Source organism: Rhizobium tibeticum, assembly GCF_900110205.1.
Classification (GTDB): domain Bacteria; phylum Pseudomonadota; class Alphaproteobacteria; order Rhizobiales; family Rhizobiaceae; genus Rhizobium; species Rhizobium tibeticum.
This window is the reverse complement of the sequence record NZ_FOCV01000019.1, coordinates 62,856-82,809: the sequence shown is the minus strand read 5'-3', so window position 1 is coordinate 82,809 and position 19,954 is coordinate 62,856. Positions and strand designations below refer to the sequence as shown.

Here is a 19,954-nt window from a genome sequence, read left to right as displayed (position 1 = left end):
TACCCCTTGCATTGCGCGCATTCTTTCGGAAGAAACTGGCAACTTCATTAATTGCGCTTGGCCCGTCGGTGCATTTTTGTGCGGACTTGTCGTTAGGCTTTCTGGTCTGTAAACGCAGCACAGTCGTAAACGGATTCAGAATTCGTTCATCCTGACGCCGACAAAAGCTGTGCGACAGCGTGATCGCCGCTCGCTCTTTGAGGCGATTTGCAAGAATGACTCCACATCGGGCGAAAAGTTGTTCGCATTGCACCGGCCCCTCTTAACGTTATCCATCAGCGCGTCTTGAAGAGGAGGGCAGGGAAGCTCTATGTAGGGATAAGGCATTTTCTTTGATTCCCGGCCATAGCCGGCAGACGTTGACAAAGGACGCACATGAGAAACCCAGTCGATACCGCTATGGCCCTCGTGCCGATGGTCGTGGAACAGACCAACCGCGGTGAACGCTCCTACGACATCTATTCGCGCCTGCTCAAGGAACGCATCATCTTCCTGACGGGCCCGGTCGAGGATCACATGGCGACGCTCGTTTGCGCCCAGCTTCTTTTCCTCGAGGCTGAAAACCCGAAAAAGGAAATCGCGCTCTACATCAATTCTCCGGGCGGCGTTGTAACAGCGGGCATGGCGATCTACGATACGATGCAGTTCATCAAGCCGGCGGTCTCGACGCTCTGCATCGGCCAGGCCGCCTCGATGGGCTCGCTGCTGCTGGCTGCCGGCCACAAGGACATGCGCTTTGCCACTCCGAATTCCCGCATCATGGTGCACCAGCCATCGGGCGGCTTCCAGGGCCAGGCATCGGATATCGAGCGTCACGCGCGCGATATTCTGAAGATGAAGCGCCGCCTCAACGAAGTTTACGTCAAGCACACCGGTCGAACCTACGAGGAAGTCGAAAAGACGCTTGATCGCGACCACTTCATGGATGCGGACGAGGCCCAGGCCTGGGGTGTCATCGACAAGGTCCTGACATCTCGTGTCGAGATGGAAGGTGATGCCGCCTAGTGAGAAGTAGGGATGGTGTTGTATCCGCCACAGTTCTATCTCATTTGTGATCGAACAAGGGAAGAAACCCGGTGGCGGGTGCGGCAATCTCAAGTATTAATGCTATGTTGAATTTTTACGACATAGCATCGGCAGTCGAAGGGGAATTCGTTGCCGCCGGAGCCAGGACAGCATAGTTTGGACCGGTTCGTACCCCTTAACGGCCTTGGCCGGCTGGGGCTCCAAGCATGGAGCAGGCCAATGAGTGGACCGTTATTTCACCTTGAAATGCGGCGTGCTGGAAGGAAAGTGATATGAGCAAAGTCAGCGGCAGCAACGGCGGCGACTCTAAGAACACCCTGTACTGCTCCTTCTGCGGAAAGAGCCAGCACGAAGTCCGGAAGCTTATTGCCGGACCGACCGTTTTCATCTGCGATGAATGCGTCGAATTGTGCATGGACATCATCCGCGAGGAGAACAAATCCTCGATGGTCAAGTCCCGTGACGGCGTCCCGACGCCTCAGGACATCATCAAGGTACTCGACGAATACGTCATCGGTCAGCGCCAGGCGAAGAAGATCCTGTCGGTTGCCGTTCACAACCATTACAAGCGCCTCGCGCATGCCACGAAGAATAGCGAAGTCGAACTGGCGAAGTCGAACATCATGCTGGTCGGCCCGACCGGCTGCGGCAAGACCTATCTTGCCCAGACGCTTGCCCGTATCATCGACGTTCCCTTCACGATGGCCGACGCGACGACGCTGACCGAAGCCGGTTATGTCGGCGAGGACGTCGAGAACATCATCCTGAAGCTGCTGCAGGCTGCAGACTACAATGTCGAGCGCGCCCAGCGCGGCATCGTCTACATCGACGAAGTTGACAAGATTTCCCGCAAGTCCGACAACCCGTCGATCACCCGCGACGTTTCGGGAGAGGGCGTTCAGCAGGCGCTTCTGAAGATCATGGAAGGCACGGTTGCCTCGGTGCCCCCGCAGGGCGGCCGCAAGCATCCGCAGCAGGAATTCCTGCAAGTCGACACGACGAACATCCTGTTCATCTGCGGCGGCGCCTTTGCCGGCCTCGACAAGATCATTTCTGCCCGCGGCGAGAAGACCTCGATCGGCTTCGGTGCAACGGTGAAGGCTCCAGACGACCGCCGTGTCGGCGAAGTCCTGCGTGAACTCGAGCCGGAAGATCTGGTCAAGTTCGGTCTCATCCCTGAGTTCATCGGCCGTCTGCCGGTCTTGGCGACGCTTGAGGATCTCGACGAGGATGCGCTGATCCAGATCCTTTCCGAGCCGAAGAACGCGCTGATCAAGCAGTACCAGCGCCTGTTCGAGATGGAAGACGTGGAACTGACCTTCCACGAGGATGCTCTTCGCGAGATCGCCCGCAAGGCCATCGTCCGCAAAACCGGCGCTCGCGGCCTTCGCTCGATCATGGAGAAGATCCTGCTCGATACGATGTTCGAACTGCCGGCGCTGGAAGGCGTACGTGAAGTCGTCATCTCCGAGGAAGTGGCACGCGGCTCTGCCCGTCCGCTTTACATCTACGCCGATCGACAGGACGAGAAGGCCAACGCTTCGGCGTGAGACGTTAGAGATATCTTTGCGATACGAACCGTGAATTTAAGGGGCTTGCCGTCGGCAGGCCTCTTTCTATTTCAAAACCAGTGCACGACCCTGATAAATCTTGCTAAAGAGGTCGGAAAGCGCCTCTGCTGCCGTTGCGGATTCCCACGTCCGTGGCAATTATGGAATGATTCCGTTTGGTGTGTTTCGGTCTTGTGTGTTAGCCGGCGTGGAAGTGGCAAGCGCCGGTCCAGCCTGGCGCTTCAGAGTGAAGGTGTTCCGTTGTAGCATAGCTGTCATGTCCGAGGGGACACCGGCCATGGCGCAGCTTGAAAAGCATAATCAGAACCTCCACTTGTGTCTCAAGTGGAGTGCGGCCCGGTTCTAGTGGCCGCGCCAGAAGAGCCCGGCAACGGGACGATGGAAAGGAAATAAAATGACGAAGAAAACGTCAGCTGCGAGCATCGCATATCCGGTTTTGCCCCTGCGCGACATCGTCGTCTTCCCGCATATGATCGTGCCGCTGTTCGTCGGCCGCGAGAAGTCGATCCGTGCGCTGGAGGAGGTGATGGGATCGGACAAGCAGATCATGCTCGTCACACAAATCAACGCGAGCGATGACGACCCGGAACCGTCGGCCATCCACAATGTCGGCACCGTCGCCAACGTATTGCAGTTGCTGAAGCTGCCTGATGGCACCGTTAAGGTCCTGGTCGAAGGTCGCGCACGCGCCGAGATCGATGCCTACACCGATCGCGAGGATTTCTATGAAGCCCTGGGTCATGTTCTCGAAGAGCCGCAGGACGATCCGGTCGAACTCGAAGCTCTGAGCCGTTCGGTTGTCTCCGAATTCGAGAGCTACGTAAAACTCAACAAGAAGATCTCGCCGGAAGTTGTCGGGGCGGCCAGCCAGATCGATGACTATTCGAAGCTCGCCGATACGGTCGCTTCGCATCTGTCGATCAAGATCACCGAAAAGCAGGAGATGCTGGAAACCACCAGCGTCAAGGCTCGCCTCGAAAAGGCGCTCGGCTTCATGGAAGGCGAGATTTCGGTTCTGCAGGTCGAGAAGCGCATCCGCTCGCGCGTCAAGCGCCAGATGGAGAAGACCCAGCGCGAGTACTACCTGAATGAGCAGATGAAGGCGATCCAGAAGGAGCTCGGCGACGGCGAGGAAGGCCGCGACGAGATGGCCGAACTGGAAGAGCGCATCACGAAGACGAAGCTGTCCAAGGAAGCCCGCGAAAAGGCCGATGCCGAGCTGAAAAAGCTGCGGCAGATGAGCCCGATGTCTGCTGAAGCGACCGTCGTCCGCAACTACCTCGACTGGCTGCTGGGTATTCCGTGGGGCAAGAAGTCGAAGATCAAGTCAGACCTCAACAACGCCGAGAAGATCCTCGAAGCCGATCACTTCGGTCTCGACAAGGTCAAGGAGCGCATCGTCGAGTACCTGGCCGTTCAGGCTCGCGCGACCAAGATCAAGGGGCCGATCCTATGCCTCGTCGGCCCTCCGGGCGTCGGCAAGACCTCGCTTGCCCAGTCGATCGCCAAGGCGACCGGCCGTGAGTATGTCCGCATGGCGCTTGGCGGCGTTCGTGACGAGGCCGAAATCCGCGGTCACCGCCGCACCTACATCGGTTCGATGCCCGGCAAGGTCATCCAGTCGATGAAGAAGGCAAAGAAATCCAATCCGCTCTTCCTGCTCGATGAAATCGACAAGATGGGCCAGGATTTCCGTGGCGATCCGTCGTCGGCTCTGCTCGAAGTGCTGGATCCGGCTCAGAACTCGACCTTCATGGATCACTACCTGGAAGTCGAATACGACCTGTCGGACGTGATGTTCATCACGACGGCGAACACGCTGAACATTCCTGCACCTTTGATGGACCGCATGGAAGTCATCCGTATCGCCGGCTACACCGAAGACGAAAAGCGCGAGATCGCCAAGCGGCACCTGCTGCCGAAGGCCATCAAGGAACACGCGCTGCAGCCGAACGAATTCTCGGTCAGCGACGATGCACTGATGGCGATCAGCCAGCAGTATACCCGCGAAGCCGGTGTTCGTAACTTCGAACGCGAATTGATGAAGCTCGCCCGCAAGGCGGTCACCGAGATCATCAAGGGCAAGACGAAGTCGGTTCATGTGACCGCCGAGAACATTGACGACTACCTGGGCGTTCCGCGCTTTCGCCATGGCGAAGCCGAACGCGAAGATCAGGTCGGCGTTGTAACCGGTCTTGCCTGGACGGAAGTCGGTGGCGAACTGCTGACGATCGAAGGCGTGATGATGCCAGGCAAGGGTCGCATGACCGTTACCGGCAACCTGAAGGAAGTCATGAAGGAATCGATTTCCGCAGCGGCATCCTATGTGCGCTCGCGCGCAGTCGATTTCGGCATCCAGCCACCGCTCTTCGACAAGAGCGACATCCACGTGCACGTGCCGGAAGGCGCGACGCCGAAGGATGGTCCGTCGGCCGGTGTCGCCATGGCAACCGCGATCGTCTCGATCATGACCGGTATCCCGGTTGACAGGAACGTCGCGATGACCGGTGAAATCACGCTGCGCGGCCGCGTGCTGCCGATCGGCGGTCTGAAGGAAAAGCTGCTCGCAGCGCTTCGCGGCGGCATCAAGAAGGTGCTGATCCCGGAAGAAAATGCCAAGGATCTGGCGGAAATTCCGGACAACGTGAAGAACAATATGGAGATCATCCCGGTGTCCCGCATGGGCGAGGTGATCAAGCATGCGCTGGTCCGCAGACCCGAGGCGATCGAGTGGGATGGCACGGTGGAAACGCCGGTCATTGCAACGGTCGAAGGGCTCGACGAAACGGGTGCAACCATAGCTCACTGAGCCATGTTTGCCACATTCGCGCCCAATTGCTTAAAAACCCTGAAAAGGCTGGCGTTTTCGCCAGCCTTTTTTTGTGAAATCGACACGCAGACGCTTGCATTTCCTTGATTTGCAGGGTCTTTGGGGTGCGGCGGGCCTGATGAACTCCGTTCTGCGCCTAGCTTATAGATTTGAGTCGTTTCGAACCATTTAGAAAGGGGTGGAAACATGAACAAGAATGAACTCGTGTCCGCAGTTGCCGAAAAGGCAGGACTCTCGAAGACCGACGCTGCTTCCGCAGTTGATGCTGTTTTCGAAGTCGTCCAGGCTGAACTGAAGGGCAAGGGCGACGTTCGTCTCGCTGGTTTCGGTAGCTTCACCGTTTCCCATCGCGCTGCCACGAAGGGCCGCAACCCGTCCACCGGCGCTGAAGTCGATATTCCGGCTCGCAACGTGCCGAAGTTCACGCCCGGCAAGGGCCTGAAGGATGCCGTAAACGGCTGATATGAATTTGCTTGGCGGCCGGACCACGAGACCGGCGGTGTAAGTTTCGAAGGGTTCGGCCACGGCCGAACCCTTTTTGCTTTTCGCGGCCTTGTCGGCACACGAAGCACGTCCTATGAAATGGTTGTTCTCAGGGCGGGGTGAAAGTCCCCACCGGCGGTAAGAGCTTCGGCTCAAGCCCGCGAGCGTCTTTCGGCCGATCTGCCGAAAGGGTCAGCAGATCCGGTGCAACTCCGGAGCCGACGGTCACAGTCCGGATGAAAGAGAATGAGCGGAGCAGGCGAGGGCGAAATCTGTCCTTGCCGTGACATCGCGCTCATGCGTCCTGATTTGTGTTGGTTTCGGATGAAAGACATGGATCAGACTTCCCAAATATCTTCTGCCTCGCGTGCAATCGTCGGTGCTGCCTGGATGGTCGCCGCGGGCATTGCCTTCTCGATCCTCAATGTCCTCATACAGTGGCTGACGATGAAGCTCGCCTTTCCCTCGGCCTCGGCAGCCTTCTGGCAATATGCCATTGCGCTGGTCTTCTCGTTGCCCTTTCTCCGGCGCGTCGGCCTCGGGGCTATGCGAACGCGCCATCCCTGGCGCCATGTCGTGCGCGTTGCCTTCGCGGCATTCGGCGTGACGACCTGGGTCGCAGGACTCGCGTCCGTACCGATCTGGCAGGCGATTGCGCTGGTGATGACCTCGCCGTTCTTCATCATCATGGGTGCACGCATCTTCCTTGGTGAATATATCGGTGGCGCGAGGTGGGCAGCGACCGGTACCGGCTTCGTCGGAGCGATGATCATCCTGCAGCCATGGTCCGACAGCTTCAGTTGGGCGGCGTTTTTGCCGATCCTCTCTGCCCTTCTCTGGGGCGCCTCGTCGCTGATCACCAAAAGTCTCACCGGAGTGGAACGGCCCGAAACCATCACCGTCTGGCTGCTGGCACTCCTCACTCCGATCAACGGCGGCTTGGCTATGGCCGCCGGCTTCAGCATTCCCTCCGGCCTGACGCTTCTCCTTTTTGTCGCGGCAGGTCTGCTGACCGTCATGGCCCAATATTTCCTGACGCTCGCCTACAACGCAGCCGATGCCGCTTACATCCAGCCTTTCGACGATCTGAAGCTTCCCCTGAATGTTTTCGCCGGCTGGTTGGTCTTCGGCTATGCCCCGACCGGTTATCTCTGGTTGGGTGCGCTGCTGATCCTCGGGGCATCGCTCTTTATCATGCGGAACGAAATGAAGAAGGAGCGGGGGGCCGGCTAACGCAGCCGGAATACGGCGCCGGTGTCATTGCGCTGTCATGCCCGTCGCGCAAAAACCCTGTGTTTGAATTCATGGGGGATTTCATGACAGTATTTTCGCGCAAGACAGCGGTTGTTGCCGCGCTTCTGACGACGGCGGCCTTTCCGGCCGCCGCAGAGCCCGTTTTCAACCGCATCGCAACCTTCCCGGTGGCATCCAACCTGCCGGAGGGAAAAGACAAGCTTTCGGCCACTTCGGCGGAAATCATTACGGCCACTGACGACGGCATGACGCTGATCTACAGCGATAGCCCGCTCGGTGCGATCGGCTTTGTCGATATCTCAGACGCCAAGGCACCAAAGGCTGGCGGCGCGCTCATGATGGACGGCGAGCCGACATCCGTGACATCCGCCGCGGGCAAGGCGCTGGTTGCCGTCAATACGTCGAAGAGCAAGGCAAAGCCCTCGGGGCGCCTGGCGATCGTTGACATTGCCGCCGAAAAGATCGAGAGCACCTGTGATCTTGGCGGTCAGCCGGATTCCATCGCGCTCAACAAGGACAAGACCCTCGGCACGATCGCAATCGAGAACGAGCGTGACGAAGAGGTGAACGACGGCAAGATTCCGCAGATGCCAGCAGGCGACCTGGTCGTATTCCAGGTCAAGGATGGCACGGTTGATTGCGGCTCGATCAAGCACGTCGCGCTGAGCGGACTTGCCGGGATCGCGGCCGACGACCCGGAACCGGAATTCGTCTCCTTCAACGATCAGAACGAGATCGCCCTGACCCTTCAGGAAAACAACGAAATCGTCATCATTGACGCGGTAACTGCGTCTGTGAAAACGCACTTCTCCGCGGGCAGCGTCGATCTTGCAGGCATCGACACCAGGCGCGATGGCGCGCTGAAGTTCACCGGTGAGCTCAAGAACGTCGCACGCGAGCCTGACGCTGTGAAGTGGCTCGACAATGATCGTCTGGTTGTCGCCAACGAAGGCGACTATCAAGGCGGTTCGCGCGGTTTCACGATTTTCGACACAACCGGCAAGGTACTCTATGAGTCCGGTGCCTCCTTCGAACGCGCCGTTGCCAATATCGGTCACTATCCAGACAAGCGTTCATCCGCCAAGGGTGTCGAGCCGGAAGGCCTGGAAGTGGCAACGATCGGAGGTCAGAAATATATACTCCTGCTCGCGGAGCGCGCCTCTGTCGTCGGCGTCTACAAGGATACCGGTGCCGTGCCTCAACTCGTCCAGATCCTTCCCTCCGGCGTTTCACCTGAGGGCGCTGTCGCCGTTCCGTCGCGCAATCTTCTCGCCACCGCCAACGAAGTCGATCTCGGCAAGGATGGTGGCCCGCGGTCGCATGTGATGATCTATGAACTTGCCGAGGGTGAGATCGCCTATCCGAAGATCGTTGCCGCCGAAAAGGACGGCAACCCGGTTGGCTTTTCGGCGCTCTCCGGCCTTGCTGCCGTTCCGGAAAAGCCGGGCCAGCTGTTTGCCGTCGGCGATAGCGTGCTCGGCATGCAGCCGACGATCTACACGATCGACGTAACCAAGAAGCCAGCCGTGATCACCGAGGCGCTGACCGTGAAGCGCGACGGCCAGCCGGCACAGAAGCTCGACATCGAGGGTGTGGCTGTCGATGAAAAGGGCTGGGTCTGGCTGGCGTCGGAAGGCAACAGTGAGAAGCTGGTGCCGCACGCTCTCTATCACGTCAACCCAAAGGGCGAGATCAAGGAAGAGATAGCACTCCCGAAGGAGCTGGCGGCTAACGAAATCCGCTACGGCTTCGAAGGCGTGACGATCGTCGGCTCCGGCGACGACGCGACACTCTGGATGGCCGTTCAGCGTGAGTGGAAGGATGACGAGAAGGGCTTTGTCAAACTCGTTTCCTACAATGCGAAGAGCAAGGAGTGGGGTGCTGTCCGCTACCCGCTCGACAAGTCCGAAGGGGGCTGGGTCGGTCTTTCCGAAATCTCCGCTCACGGCGACAGCGTCTACATCATCGAACGCGACAATCTGGTCGGTGACGCGGCAAAGCTGAAGAAACTCTACAAGGTGGCGATATCAGATCTGAAGCCCGCCAAGTTGGGCGGCGAGTTGCCGGTGGTCAGGAAGACTGAGGCTCACGACTTCCTTCCGGAGTTAAAGGCCGCCACCAACGGCTATGTTCCAGACAAGCTCGAAGGCTTCGCTTTCGATGCCTCCGGCAAGGCCTACGCGGTCACGGACAATGACGGCGTCGACGATTCCTCGGGTGAAACCCTGTTCTTCCCGGTCAATCTCGTCGACACGAACTGAGATTGATCTATCAAGGAAACAGAATGGCCGGGTCTACGCGCGGCCATTTTTTCTTGTGGTCGTCTTACCAGCGCTGGTGGACATAGGGAGCGACCAGCCGCTCGTAGATCTCGCGTGTTGCGTCCATCACGTCATGCGATAGTGGTGCGAGGCCAGCAGCTGCTGCGTTGGCGCGTGCCTGTTCGGCGTTGCGTGCGCCGGGGATGACGACGGTTACCGCATCGCTCATCAGGATCCAGCGCAGCGCGAAGGCCGCCATTGTTGCGCCGGCCGGCACGAGCTTGCGCACTTCCTCCACAGCCTGCAGGCCGACCTCGAAGGGAACGCCGGCAAATGTCTCGCCGACATCGAAGGCCTCGCCGTGGCGATTGAAATTGCGGTGATCGTCGTTCGCAAACTTCGTCTCGCGAGTGATCTTCCCGGACAACAACCCGCTTGCGAGCGGCACGCGGGCGATGACCGCGATGTTCTTTCGTCGCGCCTCCTGGAAGAACAGGTGATCGGGCCGCTGGCGGAAGAGGTTGTAGATGATCTGGATGCTGACGACGCCAGGATACTCGATCGCCTTCAGCGCTTCCTCGACCTTTTCGACGCTGACGCCGTAGCCCCTGATCTTGCCGGCCTTCTGCAACTCATTCAGGCCTTCGAAGACCTCCGGGCGATAAAGCACCTCGGTTGGCGGGCAATGCAATTGCACGAGGTCGAGGCTGTCGACGCGCAGGTTCGTCAGGCTGCGATCGATGAAGCCTTCGAGATTGGCCTTGGTGTAGCCGTCGGCAACATGCGGATTGAGCCGCCGACCTGCCTTGGTCGCAACCATCGGCCGTTCGCCGCGGCTATCGAGAACGTCGGCAATGATCTTTTCCGACCGGCCATCGCCGTAAACGTCGGCGGTATCGATGAAGGTCATGCCGGCGTCGAGGGCCGCATTCAGCGCATCACGACCGTCTGCTTCGCTGACATCGCCCCAGGCGCCGCCGATCTGCCATGCGCCGAAGCCAATATTCGTGACGGTGTGGGGCAGGTGACCGAAAGAATGCTGTTTCATGGAAATCCTCCGCGTGATGAAATGCCAAGGCACTAGCAGTCGCCCAGGTAAGGAGCAAGCGCCTGCAGCGGAGATAGGGCGGCATCTGCCGAGCGTTGCCAATTCTGGCGAAGAGCGACGCAAACGGCGCGGTCGGCGGCCGATTTGCCAGACACCGCTGTCGTCGGACGCGTCGTAGTCACTGGCCGGTGACTGAGGGCCTGCCGGTCAACAAGACAGGCTGTGCGATCGAGCCATACATCGCTTGGATGATGCGCACACTTGGCTTACGGTCGGCTCAGACGGGCAGGTCAAGTTCGAAAGGAAAATCTGATGGAGATCAAACCCTGCGCATCACGACCCTCGATGAAGGCGCCGGCAGAGTATTTCACGGGATCCGTCCGCCAGGATCCATTGATGGATGCGCCGAGCCCGGCCCGGGTGCGGGTGGTGAGCGTCACCTTCGAACCAGGTTCCCGAACCGCCTGGCACACGCATCCGCTGGGACAGACCCTCTTTGTCACCGCCGGAAAAGGCCTGGCGCAGAGCGAGGGCGGCCCCCTTCGTGAAATTCGCGCCGGCGACACGGTCTGGTTCGCGCCGGGCGAAAAACACTGGCATGGCGCCGCACCCGATACCGCGATGACGCACATCGCGATCCATGAAGCGCTTGACGGCAGCGCCGCCGACTGGATGGAACACGTTACCGACGAGCAATACGCTGGAACGGCCTGAGGTCAGAGACGCTTCAGACAGTAGGAAAAATGCGCGTGCGATTCGACCGTTAGGAACTCGAACTGCCAGCCATAATCCTTGCAGAATTTGGTGACCGCTTCGACGACGCCGTAGACGATCGGCTTCACAGTGTTGCCGGTGCAGAAATCGTGCCCGGCGATTCTTCCCGTTCGTTTCACTTTCCTCTCGCAAAGGAGGAGTTCCTGCCAGGTGAGCTCGAAGGAATGGTCCGTATCGATGTAGGCCCAGTCGAGAAAGTCATCGTCGAACTCGGCGAGCTTTTCGAGCGATGTGCCCTGCATCAGGTGCAGTTGTCCGCTCTCGATCTGGTCTTTGAATTGATTGTGGATTTGATCGAGCCCCGAACTATAGCGGTCCATGCTCCAGGGATCGATCAGGTAAAGTTGCGCTGGCCGGTTCTTTTCGAGGATCTCCGCCGTGTACTCCCCAAAGGCAGCTCCGACTTCGACACCGATGCCGCCGTTCGGGATACGATAGAGCAACTCGCCCCGATCCGGCAGCAGCCTTGCGTTCTCCATGTGATGAGCGGCAAGCTGGGTCCTCGGCATGCTCGCCCGTTGTGCCTGCCGTTCCGCGCGTGTTTTCATGATGATGTCTCGGATGATGCTTGTGAAATTGGACCGTGCGGCCCGTGAGAACCACCTTATAGCCAGTGCGACGTAAAGTTGGCTAGGCTTCTTCCTGAGGAAGGCACAACGCAGATCGCCGACGTCTGATTCTATCGATAGATGAGCCAGTCCTTCGGCACGTGCGAGACATTCGCCACGCCATGTATGGAGACATTGTCTCCGCCCGATGCCTTTGCCATAGCGAGCGCTTGCTCGGCGAATGCGATCAGGGCATCAGCAGTCAGGGCCTCCCTCGACATACATATCCCGACCGAGAATGAAAGCGCAGCGGCCCGTTTTCCGGATACTGGATGCACCACCGGAAGCCCCTTTATTCGATCGCGGAGCCTGTCGATGAGCCGCATGATTTCCGTCTCGTCTGCGGTTCGGAAAACGAAACCGAAGCGACCGCGATCGAAGCGGCAGGCCAGGTCTTCTTGGCTGGAGATCTGCTGGATCAGCTCGCCTATTTTCTTGAGGACGGGTTCGAGGAGGTGCGGAACGGCGGCAATAGTCTCATAGCCGTCGATGTCCGCAAATGCGATTCCACAAAGATCGGGCAGCCCTGATTTCTCGTAGATCTTGGCCAGTTCCTTGTTGAACCCCCGGCGGTTCCCCAGCCCGGTCAGCGTATCGACAAATCTGGCAGCGTTCGTCGCGGCGGTCTCTCGCTGCACCTCCTCGAGTTTCTGCGATTTCTCCACCACCTTCGAGGCGAGCATTGAGCTTTGTGCCTCGCGAGCGTGTGTGGCCGAGCTCACCGATTGCAACGATTGGGTGAGAGCGACCTTGTCTGTCACATCATTGGCTTCGAAGATTCGGGCAGCTTGGCTAATGACACTTCCGCAACGCGTAAGAGCGGACTTCTCCTCGTTGAGCAGGGAGAGAATGCTCTGCAGCTCCTGCTGCACCTGGCCGGAACGCGCCTCGAGTAGGCTGCCTTCGAAGTGATGGGGCAGGTAACGACGGCAAATCGCGTCCAGAGCATCCTGCGTCTTGACCGGGCCGAGCGACCGGAGTTCGCGGGCGAGATCCGGACTGTTGCCGGTCATGGCCTCGAACACGAGCTCATAGTTGCGCGGCAGCCCCTCGATACCTAATTGTTGCAAGACCGTTGCAACGCGAAAGGCCAGATTCGTGTGCGTATTGGGCTGCACCAGATGCTCTCCACCGTGACTCTGCGTTTACCATCGATGAACTGCGGGAAGGGGCCGGATCACCGGCCAGCATGGCAGTCACTGTTTGGGCAAGGTATGCTGGGGACTTCCTGCAGCGACCTTGGGCCGTGCCGAAAAGCATAAGAGATATGTATGAGAGAAACCGCAGAGCGTCATGCTCGCACGGCAGACAACTTATAAGAACAATATTGAGCGCGCTCAATTAAAACGGAGTAAATGCCGAACTTGGCATAGAATGATATGAACCTGCTGGCGCGCGTTTGGCTCCCAGCCGCTTGAGACCGGTGGTCTTCGCTTCTGGCCGGTAGCCAGGCGTCTGCTGGCGCGGGCAGCGAAAGACCTCTTGCCAGTAGCAAATGACATTGCGGATACGAACGGAAAGAATGGTGGGCGATGAGAGACTCGAACTCCCGACATCCTCGGTGTAAACGAGGCGCTCTACCAACTGAGCTAATCGCCCTCGCGAGAACGGTCCGGTTCGGTCCGCCGCGTCGGTGGCCGTGATCTATGCGGATCGCAGACAAACCGCAAGAGTGTTTGCGAAGATTTTTTGATTTTTTTGAGTGAAGCTGCTCACCTTGCTTTGGTCTCGGCGATTTCTGAACTGTGGAAAACCGCAGGCTGGTCAGGCGAGGGCTGGGGAGTTGGTTGCCTGCCCGCAGCTCGGCAGGCACTCACCTAACAGTACACCGATTTTGCCCATGGAATTTGAGGCCCCGAAAACAATTCGCGGACTGTCATCGTTTTGTCTCTAAAGCTGCTTGACACTGAAATGCGAACCCCTTAGTTAGCCGCTCATCGAAGCGGCGAGGCTGCTTTGACATGGACGCGAAAGCTTCCGGATACTTGAAATGAATGCGGGTGTAGCTCAGTCGGTTAGAGTGCCGGCCTGTCACGCCGGAGGTCGCGGGTTCGAGCCCCGTCACTCGCGCCATTTCAAGAAAGGCACCACCTGGTGCTTGATCCGGTCCTTTGGTCCACCATGCGCGGGTGTAGCTCAGTCGGTTAGAGTGCCGGCCTGTCACGCCGGAGGTCGCGGGTTCGAGCCCCGTCACTCGCGCCATTCCGTCCCGGATATGCTGTTTTTCTCTCTTTGTTGGGTGCCTGCTTGGTCACCGGTTCCGGTCTTTCCTTTGGCTTGGAGTTCGTCTTTCGCCGCGAGCCATGCAATATCCGACGGGCTGGCATGCAGTCTGAATCGACTTCTGTGGATTTGTCGCGACATCATTGCATCTGCTTGATAATGTCGCGCCTCGACAGTCGAATTGGTGCTCTAAAAGTCTTGCGCCGTGGCGCTGGCTGCGCTAACCACGGCGGTGTTGCAACGCACGTTCGCTTGCCGGGCAATTGCCCATTTGCGCCTTCCTGGCGCAGCCCGCAAGCAGGGATGAACCTGATGACTGGACTGCTCAGTTCCTATATTCCGATCGCTATTTTCATTGGTATCGCCCTTGTAATCGGCCTGGCGCTTCTGATCGCGCCGTTTGCCGTTGCCTTCAAGGCGCCTGATTCCGAAAAGCTTTCGGCCTTCGAGTGCGGCTTCAACGCATTCGATGACGCTCGCATGAAGTTCGATATCCGTTTCTACTTGGTATCGATCCTCTTCATCATCTTCGACCTCGAAGTCGCTTTCCTCTTTCCGTGGGCCGTTTCGTTCGGCGCGATCGGCTGGTTCGGCTTCTGGTCCATGATGGTCTTCCTCGCTGTGCTGACCATCGGCTTTATCTATGAATGGAAAAAGGGAGCCCTGGAATGGGAGTAGCCCAAAGCGATAAGGCGCTCGTCGCGCCACACCCGAAGGGCATCATTGACCCGGCAACGGGCAAGCCCATCGGCAGCGACAGCGCCTTCTTCGGCGAAATCAACGATGAACTGGCCGATAAGGGCTTTCTCGTTACCTCGACCCGCGACCTGATCACCTGGGCCCGTACGGGCTCGCTGATGTGGATGCAGTTCGGTCTGGCATGCTGTGCCGTCGAAGGCCTGATGCAGGTTTCCGGTCCCCGTTACGACATGGAGCGCTTCGGTGTTGCTCCGCGCGCTTCGCCGCGCCAGTCGGATGTTATGATCGTTGCCGGCACGCTGACCAACAAGATGGCGCCTGCGCTGCGCAAGGTCTACGACCAGATGCCTGAGCCGCGCTACGTCATCTCGATGGGATCCTGCGCCAATGGCGGCGGTTACTATCACTATTCCTATTCGGTCGTCCGTGGTTGCGACCGTGTCGTTCCTGTCGATATCTACGTGCCGGGCTGTCCCCCCACGGCAGAAGCGCTGCTCTATGGGGTGCTGCTTCTGCAGAAGAAGATCCGTCGAACCGGAACGATCGAGCGCTAAGGGCGGAGGACTGTCATGACTGAAGCCTTGAGCGAATTGTCTTCGTATCTCCGCGAGATGCGCGGCGATCTCTTTCTCGATGCATCCATCAGCTACGATGAGCTGAACGTCGCTGCGACGCCGGAAACGATTCTGGCACTGCTGACGTTCCTGCGCGACGACGCACGCTGCGGCTTCATCAGCATGATCGATATCTGCGGTGTAGACTGGCCGCAGCGCGAAAAGCGTTTCGATGTCGTCTATCACCTGCTGTCGCCGAAGCAAAACCTGCGCATCCGTGTCAAGGTTGCCGTGGCTGACGGCGAGTCGGTGCCGTCGGCAACCGCCGTTTATAAGGGTGCCGAATGGTTCGAGCGAGAAGCCTGGGACATGTACGGCATTCCGTTCTCCGGTCATGCGGACCTGCGCCGTCTTCTTACTGATTACGGTTTCGAGGGCCACCCGCTGCGCAAGGACTTCCCGACGACGGGTTACGTCGAAGTGCGGTATGACGATGCCGCCAAGCGCGTTGTCTACGAACCCGTCGAACTGAAGCAGGAATTCCGCAATTTCGACTTCATGTCCCCTTGGGAAGGCACGGACTACGTGCTGCCGGGAGACGAGAAGGCGGCGAAGTGAAGAAGAGGCTCGGATTTCTTGAAGCCTCTCTGCTTTTCGTCTCATGCCAATTGCCAGCGCGGAGCGCGTCGCTATGACTGAACATAACGTTCGCAATTTTACGATCAATTTCGGACCGGAGCATCCGTCCGCGCACGGTGTTCTGCGTCTCGTGCTTGAGCTCGATGGTGAAATCATCGAGCGCGTCGATCCGCATATCGGCCTTCTGCATCGCGGCACCGAAAAGCTGATCGAGACGAAGACCTACCTGCAGGCGGTTCCCTATTTCGATCGTCTCGACTACGTCGCGCCGATGAACCAGGAACACGCTTTCGCGCTCGCCGTCGAAAAGATGCTGAAGCTCGAAATTCCGATTCGCGGTCAGCTCATTCGTGTTCTCTACTCGGAAATTGGCCGAATCTTGTCGCACATCATGAACGTGACGACGCAGGCCATGGACGTCGGTGCGATGACGCCGCCGGTCTGGGGCTTCGAAGAGCGCGAAAAGCTGATGGTGTTTTATGAGCGCGCCTGCGGCGCCCGTATGCACTCGGCCTATTTCCGTCCGGGTGGCGTTCACCAGGACCTCCCTCCGGAACTGGTCGAGGATATCGGTAAGTGGTGCGATCCGTTCTTAAAGATCCTCGACGATATCGAAGGCCTGCTGACCGACAACCGTATCTTCAAGCAGCGTAACGTCGATATCGGCGTCGTATCGCTGGAAGACGCATGGTCGTGGGGCTTCTCGGGCGTCATGGTGCGCGGTTCGGGCGCTGCCTGGGATCTGCGCCGCTCGCAGCCCTACGAGTGTTACAACGATATGGAATTCGACATTCCGATCGGCAAGAACGGCGACTGCTACGATCGCTACCTGATCCGCATGATCGAGATGCGCCAGTCGGTTCGCATCATGAAGCAGTGCGTCGAGCGCCTGATGGGCAGTGCCAAGACCGGTCCGGTCTCGTCGATCGACGGCAAGGTCGTTCCGCCGAAGCGCGGCGAGATGAAGCGTTCGATGGAAGCGCTCATTCACCACTTCAAGCTCTACACGGAAGGCTATCACGTGCCGGCCGGCGAAGTGTATGCGGCCGTCGAAGCACCGAAGGGCGAATTCGGCGTCTACGTCGTCGCCGATGGCAGCAACAAGCCGTACCGCTGCAAGATCCGCGCACCGGGCTACGCCCACCTGCAGGCGATGGACTTCCTCTGCAAGGGCCACATGCTCGCTGATGTGACGGCCGTGCTCGGTTCGCTCGACATCGTGTTCGGTGAGGTAGACCGCTGATGAAGCTGCTGCCGCTTGCTGCTGTCGTTCTCCTTGCTGCCTCCGGGGTCGTTGCCCAGGAAGTCGGCGGAATGGGCCCGAAGCTGGGCCAGGGCGAGGTGCAGCCGCCGGCAGCAAAGGCCTCTATGGGCGACCTGTTGTCCAAGGGCTATGAAATCAAGGCCGCCGTTCCGAACGGCGGCAAGTTCGTTGTGTTTTTGCAAAAAGACCAGTCGGCCTACGCGTGCGAGATGAAGTCTCTGACGGCATCGCAGTGTGGGACCATAAACTGACAAGGCGTGAGGAAGAATGTCCGTTCGTCGATTAGCCGAAGATCAATTCCAGCCTGCCGCGTTCGCCTTCAATGACGAGAACGCGGTCTGGGCGGAAAAGACGATCAAGAAATATCCCGCTGGCCGTCAGCAATCCGCGGTCATCCCGCTGTTGATGCGGGCCCAGGAGCAGGATGGTTGGGTCACGCGCCCCGCGATCGAAAAGATCGCCGACATGCTCGACATGGCCTATATCCGCGTTCTCGAAGTTGCGACCTTCTACACGCAGTTCCAGCTGAACCCGGTCGGTACGCGCGCCCACATCCAGGTGTGCGGCACAACGCCCTGCATGCTGCGCGGCTCAGAAAGCCTGATGGCGGTCTGCAAGAGCAAGATCCACCATCACCCCTTTGAGCGTAACGCCGACGGCACGCTCTCCTGGGAAGAAGTCGAATGTCTTGGGGCCTGTGTCAACGCGCCGATGGTCATGATCGGCAAGGATACGTACGAGGACCTGACGCCGGAACGTCTTGAAGAAATCATTGATACCTTCGAGGCCGGCAATGGCGCGAGCATCACGCCCGGCCCGCAGATCGACCGTCACTTCTCGTCGCCGGAAGGCGGCCCGACTTCCTTGACGGAAGACGAACCGAAGGTAAAGAAGGCGCCCGCAAAGAAGGCCATTGCCGAAGCTGCGACGGCAAAGGTCGATGCTGCTCCGGTTCCGCCGTCTGAAGCTGCGCGCCCGAAGAGCACCGATGCTGAAACCAACGCTGCATTGAAGACGCCGGCAACGGCGCCGAAGGCGGCCGCCAGGAACGTGAAGGCTGTCGAAGAACAGGCGGCTGCTGCGCCGGCAGCGGTTCCGGTTGCCATGGCAAAGCCCTCGCTTACCGACAAAAACCGTCCGGCCGGCATCGAAAAACCGGCTGCTCCGGATGATCTGAAGCTGATCTCCGGCGTCGGTCCGAAGATCGCAGGCACCCTCCACGAACTCGGCATCTTCACCTTCGCGCAGGTCGCGAGCTGGAAGAAGGCCGAACGGGAATGGGTCGATGGCTACCTGAATTTCAAGGGCCGCATCGAGCGCGACGACTGGGTCAAGCAGGCCAAGGCGCTCGCCAAGGGCGGCGAAGCCGAATACATTAAAGTCTTCGGTAAGAAGCCGCGGTAAGGGGTGAAGCATGTTACAAGATAAAGACCGCATCTTTACCAATATCTACGGCCTCAAGGACAAGTCTCTGAAGGGCGCGATGAGCCGCGGCCACTGGGACGGCACCAAGCAGATCCTCGAAAAGGGTCGCGACTGGATCATCAACGAGATGAAGGCATCGGGCCTTCGCGGCCGCGGCGGCGCGGGTTTCCCGACCGGTCTCAAGTGGTCCTTTATGCCGAAGGAAAGCGACGGACGCCCACATTATCTCGTCGTCAATGCCGACGAATCGGAGCCCGGCACCTGCAAGGACCGCGACATCATGCGCCATGATCCGCATACGCTGATCGAGGGCTGCGTGATCGCCAGCTTCGCCATGGGTGCAAACGCGGCCTATATCTACGTCCGCGGCGAATATATCCGTGAGCGTGAAGCCCTGCAGGCGGCGATCGACGAATGCTATGATTACGGCCTGCTCGGCAAGAACAACAAGCTGGGCTGGGACATGGACATCTTCGTCCATCACGGCGCCGGCGCCTATATCTGCGGCGAAGAAACCGCGCTGCTCGAAAGCCTGGAAGGCAAGAAGGGCCAGCCGCGCCTGAAGCCGCCGTTCCCGGCCAACATGGGTCTCTACGGCTGCCCGACGACGGTCAACAACGTCGAATCGATCGCCGTTGCTCCGACCATTCTGCGCCGCGGCGCTGGCTGGTTCTCGTCGATCGGTCGTCCGAACAACGTCGGCACCAAGCTGTTCATGCTGTCGGGTCACGTCAACAAGCCGTGCACCGTCGAAGAGGAAATGGGCATCACGTTCCGTGAGCTCGTCGATCGCCACGCAGGCGGCATCCGCGGCGGTTGGGACAACCTGCTCGCAGTGATTCCGGGCGGTGCATCGTGCCCGATCGTTCCGGCCAAGGACATCATCGACTGCCCGATGGACTTCGATGGCCTGCGCGCTGTCGGTTCTTCCTTCGGTACGGCCGCTGCGATCGTCATGGACAAATCCACCGATGTCATCAAGGCCATCGCCCGCATCTCGGCCTTCTTCAAGCATGAGAGCTGTGGCCAGTGCACGCCGTGCCGCGAAGGTACCGGCTGGATGTGGCGCGTCATGGAGCGCATGGCCAAAGGCAATGCCCAGAAGCGCGAAATCGACATGCTGTTCCAGGTCACCAAGCAAATCGAAGGTCACACTATCTGTGCGCTCGGTGATGCTGCCGCATGGCCGGTGCAGGGTCTGATCCGTAATTTCCGTCACGAGATCGAAGCGCGTATCGACCAGTATACGGCAAGCGCACTGGATCACGGGGCGGTTCTCGAGGCTGCAGAGTAAG

17 protein-coding genes, 3 tRNA genes and 1 riboswitch are annotated in these 19,954 nt (G+C 59.1%); of the genes, 16 read left to right on the top strand and 4 right to left on the bottom strand.

Going from position 1 to position 19,954, the window contains the following annotated elements:
- Positions 1-375 precede the first annotated feature (375 nt).
- From clpP to BSG20_RS20480, 6 genes are all read left to right on the top strand, one after another.
- Positions 376-1,005: an ATP-dependent Clp endopeptidase proteolytic subunit ClpP gene (gene clpP, locus BSG20_RS20510; protein ID WP_072377887.1), complete on the top strand. Its 630-nt coding sequence runs from the start codon at positions 376-378 to the stop codon at positions 1,003-1,005.
- A 293-nt stretch (positions 1,006-1,298) separates the two neighbouring features.
- Positions 1,299-2,576: an ATP-dependent Clp protease ATP-binding subunit ClpX gene (gene clpX / locus BSG20_RS20505; protein ID WP_007792128.1), complete on the top strand. Its 1,278-nt coding sequence runs from the start codon at positions 1,299-1,301 to the stop codon at positions 2,574-2,576.
- 415 nt (positions 2,577-2,991) lie between these two features.
- Complete coding sequence (gene lon / locus BSG20_RS20495) at positions 2,992-5,406, top strand: endopeptidase La (RefSeq protein ID WP_072377889.1); 2,415 nt, start codon at positions 2,992-2,994, stop codon at positions 5,404-5,406.
- A 207-nt stretch (positions 5,407-5,613) separates the two neighbouring features.
- Positions 5,614-5,889, top strand: coding sequence for a DNA-binding protein HupB (hupB, locus tag BSG20_RS20490; RefSeq protein ID WP_007531759.1), 276 nt, complete (start codon positions 5,614-5,616; stop codon positions 5,887-5,889).
- A gap of 122 nt (positions 5,890-6,011) precedes the next feature.
- Positions 6,012-6,162: riboswitch (FMN riboswitch) on the top strand.
- An 81-nt stretch (positions 6,163-6,243) separates the two neighbouring features.
- On the top strand, positions 6,244-7,143 hold the full coding sequence (locus BSG20_RS20485) for a DMT family transporter (protein WP_072377891.1): 900 nt from the start codon (positions 6,244-6,246) through the stop codon (positions 7,141-7,143).
- A 71-nt stretch (positions 7,144-7,214) separates the two neighbouring features.
- Positions 7,215-9,425 carry an esterase-like activity of phytase family protein gene (locus tag BSG20_RS20480; RefSeq protein WP_177309866.1) on the top strand — a complete coding sequence of 737 codons (2,211 nt, stop codon included), beginning with the start codon at positions 7,215-7,217 and terminating at the stop codon, positions 9,423-9,425.
- Between the two features lie 64 nt (positions 9,426-9,489).
- Here the strand turns inward: BSG20_RS20480 and BSG20_RS20475 are convergent, their stop codons facing one another.
- Positions 9,490-10,473 (bottom strand): aldo/keto reductase, encoded by a 984-nt coding sequence (locus BSG20_RS20475; RefSeq protein ID WP_072377893.1) that lies wholly within the window; start codon positions 10,471-10,473, stop codon positions 9,490-9,492.
- Positions 10,474-10,785: 312 nt separating this feature from the next.
- Here BSG20_RS20475 and BSG20_RS20470 point away from each other — a divergent pair, with 312 nt between their 5' ends.
- Positions 10,786-11,187, top strand: coding sequence for a (R)-mandelonitrile lyase (locus BSG20_RS20470; RefSeq protein WP_072377895.1), 402 nt, complete (start codon positions 10,786-10,788; stop codon positions 11,185-11,187).
- A gap of 2 nt (positions 11,188-11,189) precedes the next feature.
- Here BSG20_RS20470 and BSG20_RS20465 read toward each other — a convergent pair whose 3' ends face one another.
- The 3 genes from BSG20_RS20465 to BSG20_RS20455 all read right to left on the bottom strand — a co-directional run bounded on the left by BSG20_RS20465 (position 11,190) and on the right by BSG20_RS20455 (position 13,454).
- Positions 11,190-11,795 carry a class I SAM-dependent methyltransferase gene (locus BSG20_RS20465; protein ID WP_072377898.1) on the bottom strand — a complete coding sequence of 202 codons (606 nt, stop codon included), beginning with the start codon at positions 11,793-11,795 and terminating at the stop codon, positions 11,190-11,192.
- Positions 11,796-11,926: 131 nt separating this feature from the next.
- A complete protein-coding gene (locus BSG20_RS20460; protein WP_072377900.1) occupies positions 11,927-12,973 on the bottom strand; it encodes a GGDEF domain-containing protein in 1,047 nt (348 codons plus the stop codon).
- 405 nt (positions 12,974-13,378) lie between these two features.
- Positions 13,379-13,454 (bottom strand) — tRNA-Val (locus BSG20_RS20455).
- Positions 13,455-13,851: 397 nt separating this feature from the next.
- On the opposite strand from BSG20_RS20455, the gene BSG20_RS20450 reads away from it, so the two are divergent.
- The 9 genes from BSG20_RS20450 (at position 13,852) to nuoF (ending at position 19,953) form a co-directional block, all read left to right on the top strand.
- Positions 13,852-13,928 (top strand) — tRNA-Asp (locus BSG20_RS20450).
- 52 nt (positions 13,929-13,980) lie between these two features.
- Positions 13,981-14,057, top strand: a tRNA-Asp gene (locus BSG20_RS20445).
- A gap of 333 nt (positions 14,058-14,390) precedes the next feature.
- Entirely contained in the window at positions 14,391-14,756 is a 366-nt protein-coding gene (locus tag BSG20_RS20440; protein ID WP_007789653.1) for an NADH-quinone oxidoreductase subunit A, read from the top strand.
- On the top strand, positions 14,747-15,331 hold the full coding sequence (locus BSG20_RS20435) for a NuoB/complex I 20 kDa subunit family protein (protein WP_037117439.1): 585 nt from the start codon (positions 14,747-14,749) through the stop codon (positions 15,329-15,331). Before BSG20_RS20440 ends, BSG20_RS20435 begins: the two co-directional genes overlap by 10 nt.
- A 15-nt stretch (positions 15,332-15,346) precedes the next feature.
- Positions 15,347-15,949 (top strand): NADH-quinone oxidoreductase subunit C, encoded by a 603-nt coding sequence (locus BSG20_RS20430; protein WP_072377902.1) that lies wholly within the window; start codon positions 15,347-15,349, stop codon positions 15,947-15,949.
- Positions 15,950-16,022: 73 nt separating this feature from the next.
- Positions 16,023-17,213 (top strand): NADH-quinone oxidoreductase subunit D, encoded by a 1,191-nt coding sequence (locus BSG20_RS20425; protein ID WP_072377904.1) that lies wholly within the window; start codon positions 16,023-16,025, stop codon positions 17,211-17,213.
- Positions 17,213-17,485 carry a hypothetical protein gene (locus tag BSG20_RS20420; RefSeq protein WP_072377906.1) on the top strand — a complete coding sequence of 91 codons (273 nt, stop codon included), beginning with the start codon at positions 17,213-17,215 and terminating at the stop codon, positions 17,483-17,485. The genes BSG20_RS20425 and BSG20_RS20420 overlap by 1 nt, the downstream gene beginning before the upstream one ends.
- Before the next feature lie 16 nt (positions 17,486-17,501).
- The gene (locus tag BSG20_RS20415) at positions 17,502-18,638 is read left to right on the top strand and encodes an NADH-quinone oxidoreductase subunit E (protein ID WP_072377908.1); all 1,137 of its coding nucleotides are present in this window, start codon (positions 17,502-17,504) and stop codon (positions 18,636-18,638) included.
- 10 nt (positions 18,639-18,648) lie between these two features.
- Positions 18,649-19,953 (top strand): NADH-quinone oxidoreductase subunit NuoF, encoded by a 1,305-nt coding sequence (gene nuoF, locus BSG20_RS20410; protein WP_018857053.1) that lies wholly within the window; start codon positions 18,649-18,651, stop codon positions 19,951-19,953.
- Position 19,954 lies beyond the last annotated feature (1 nt).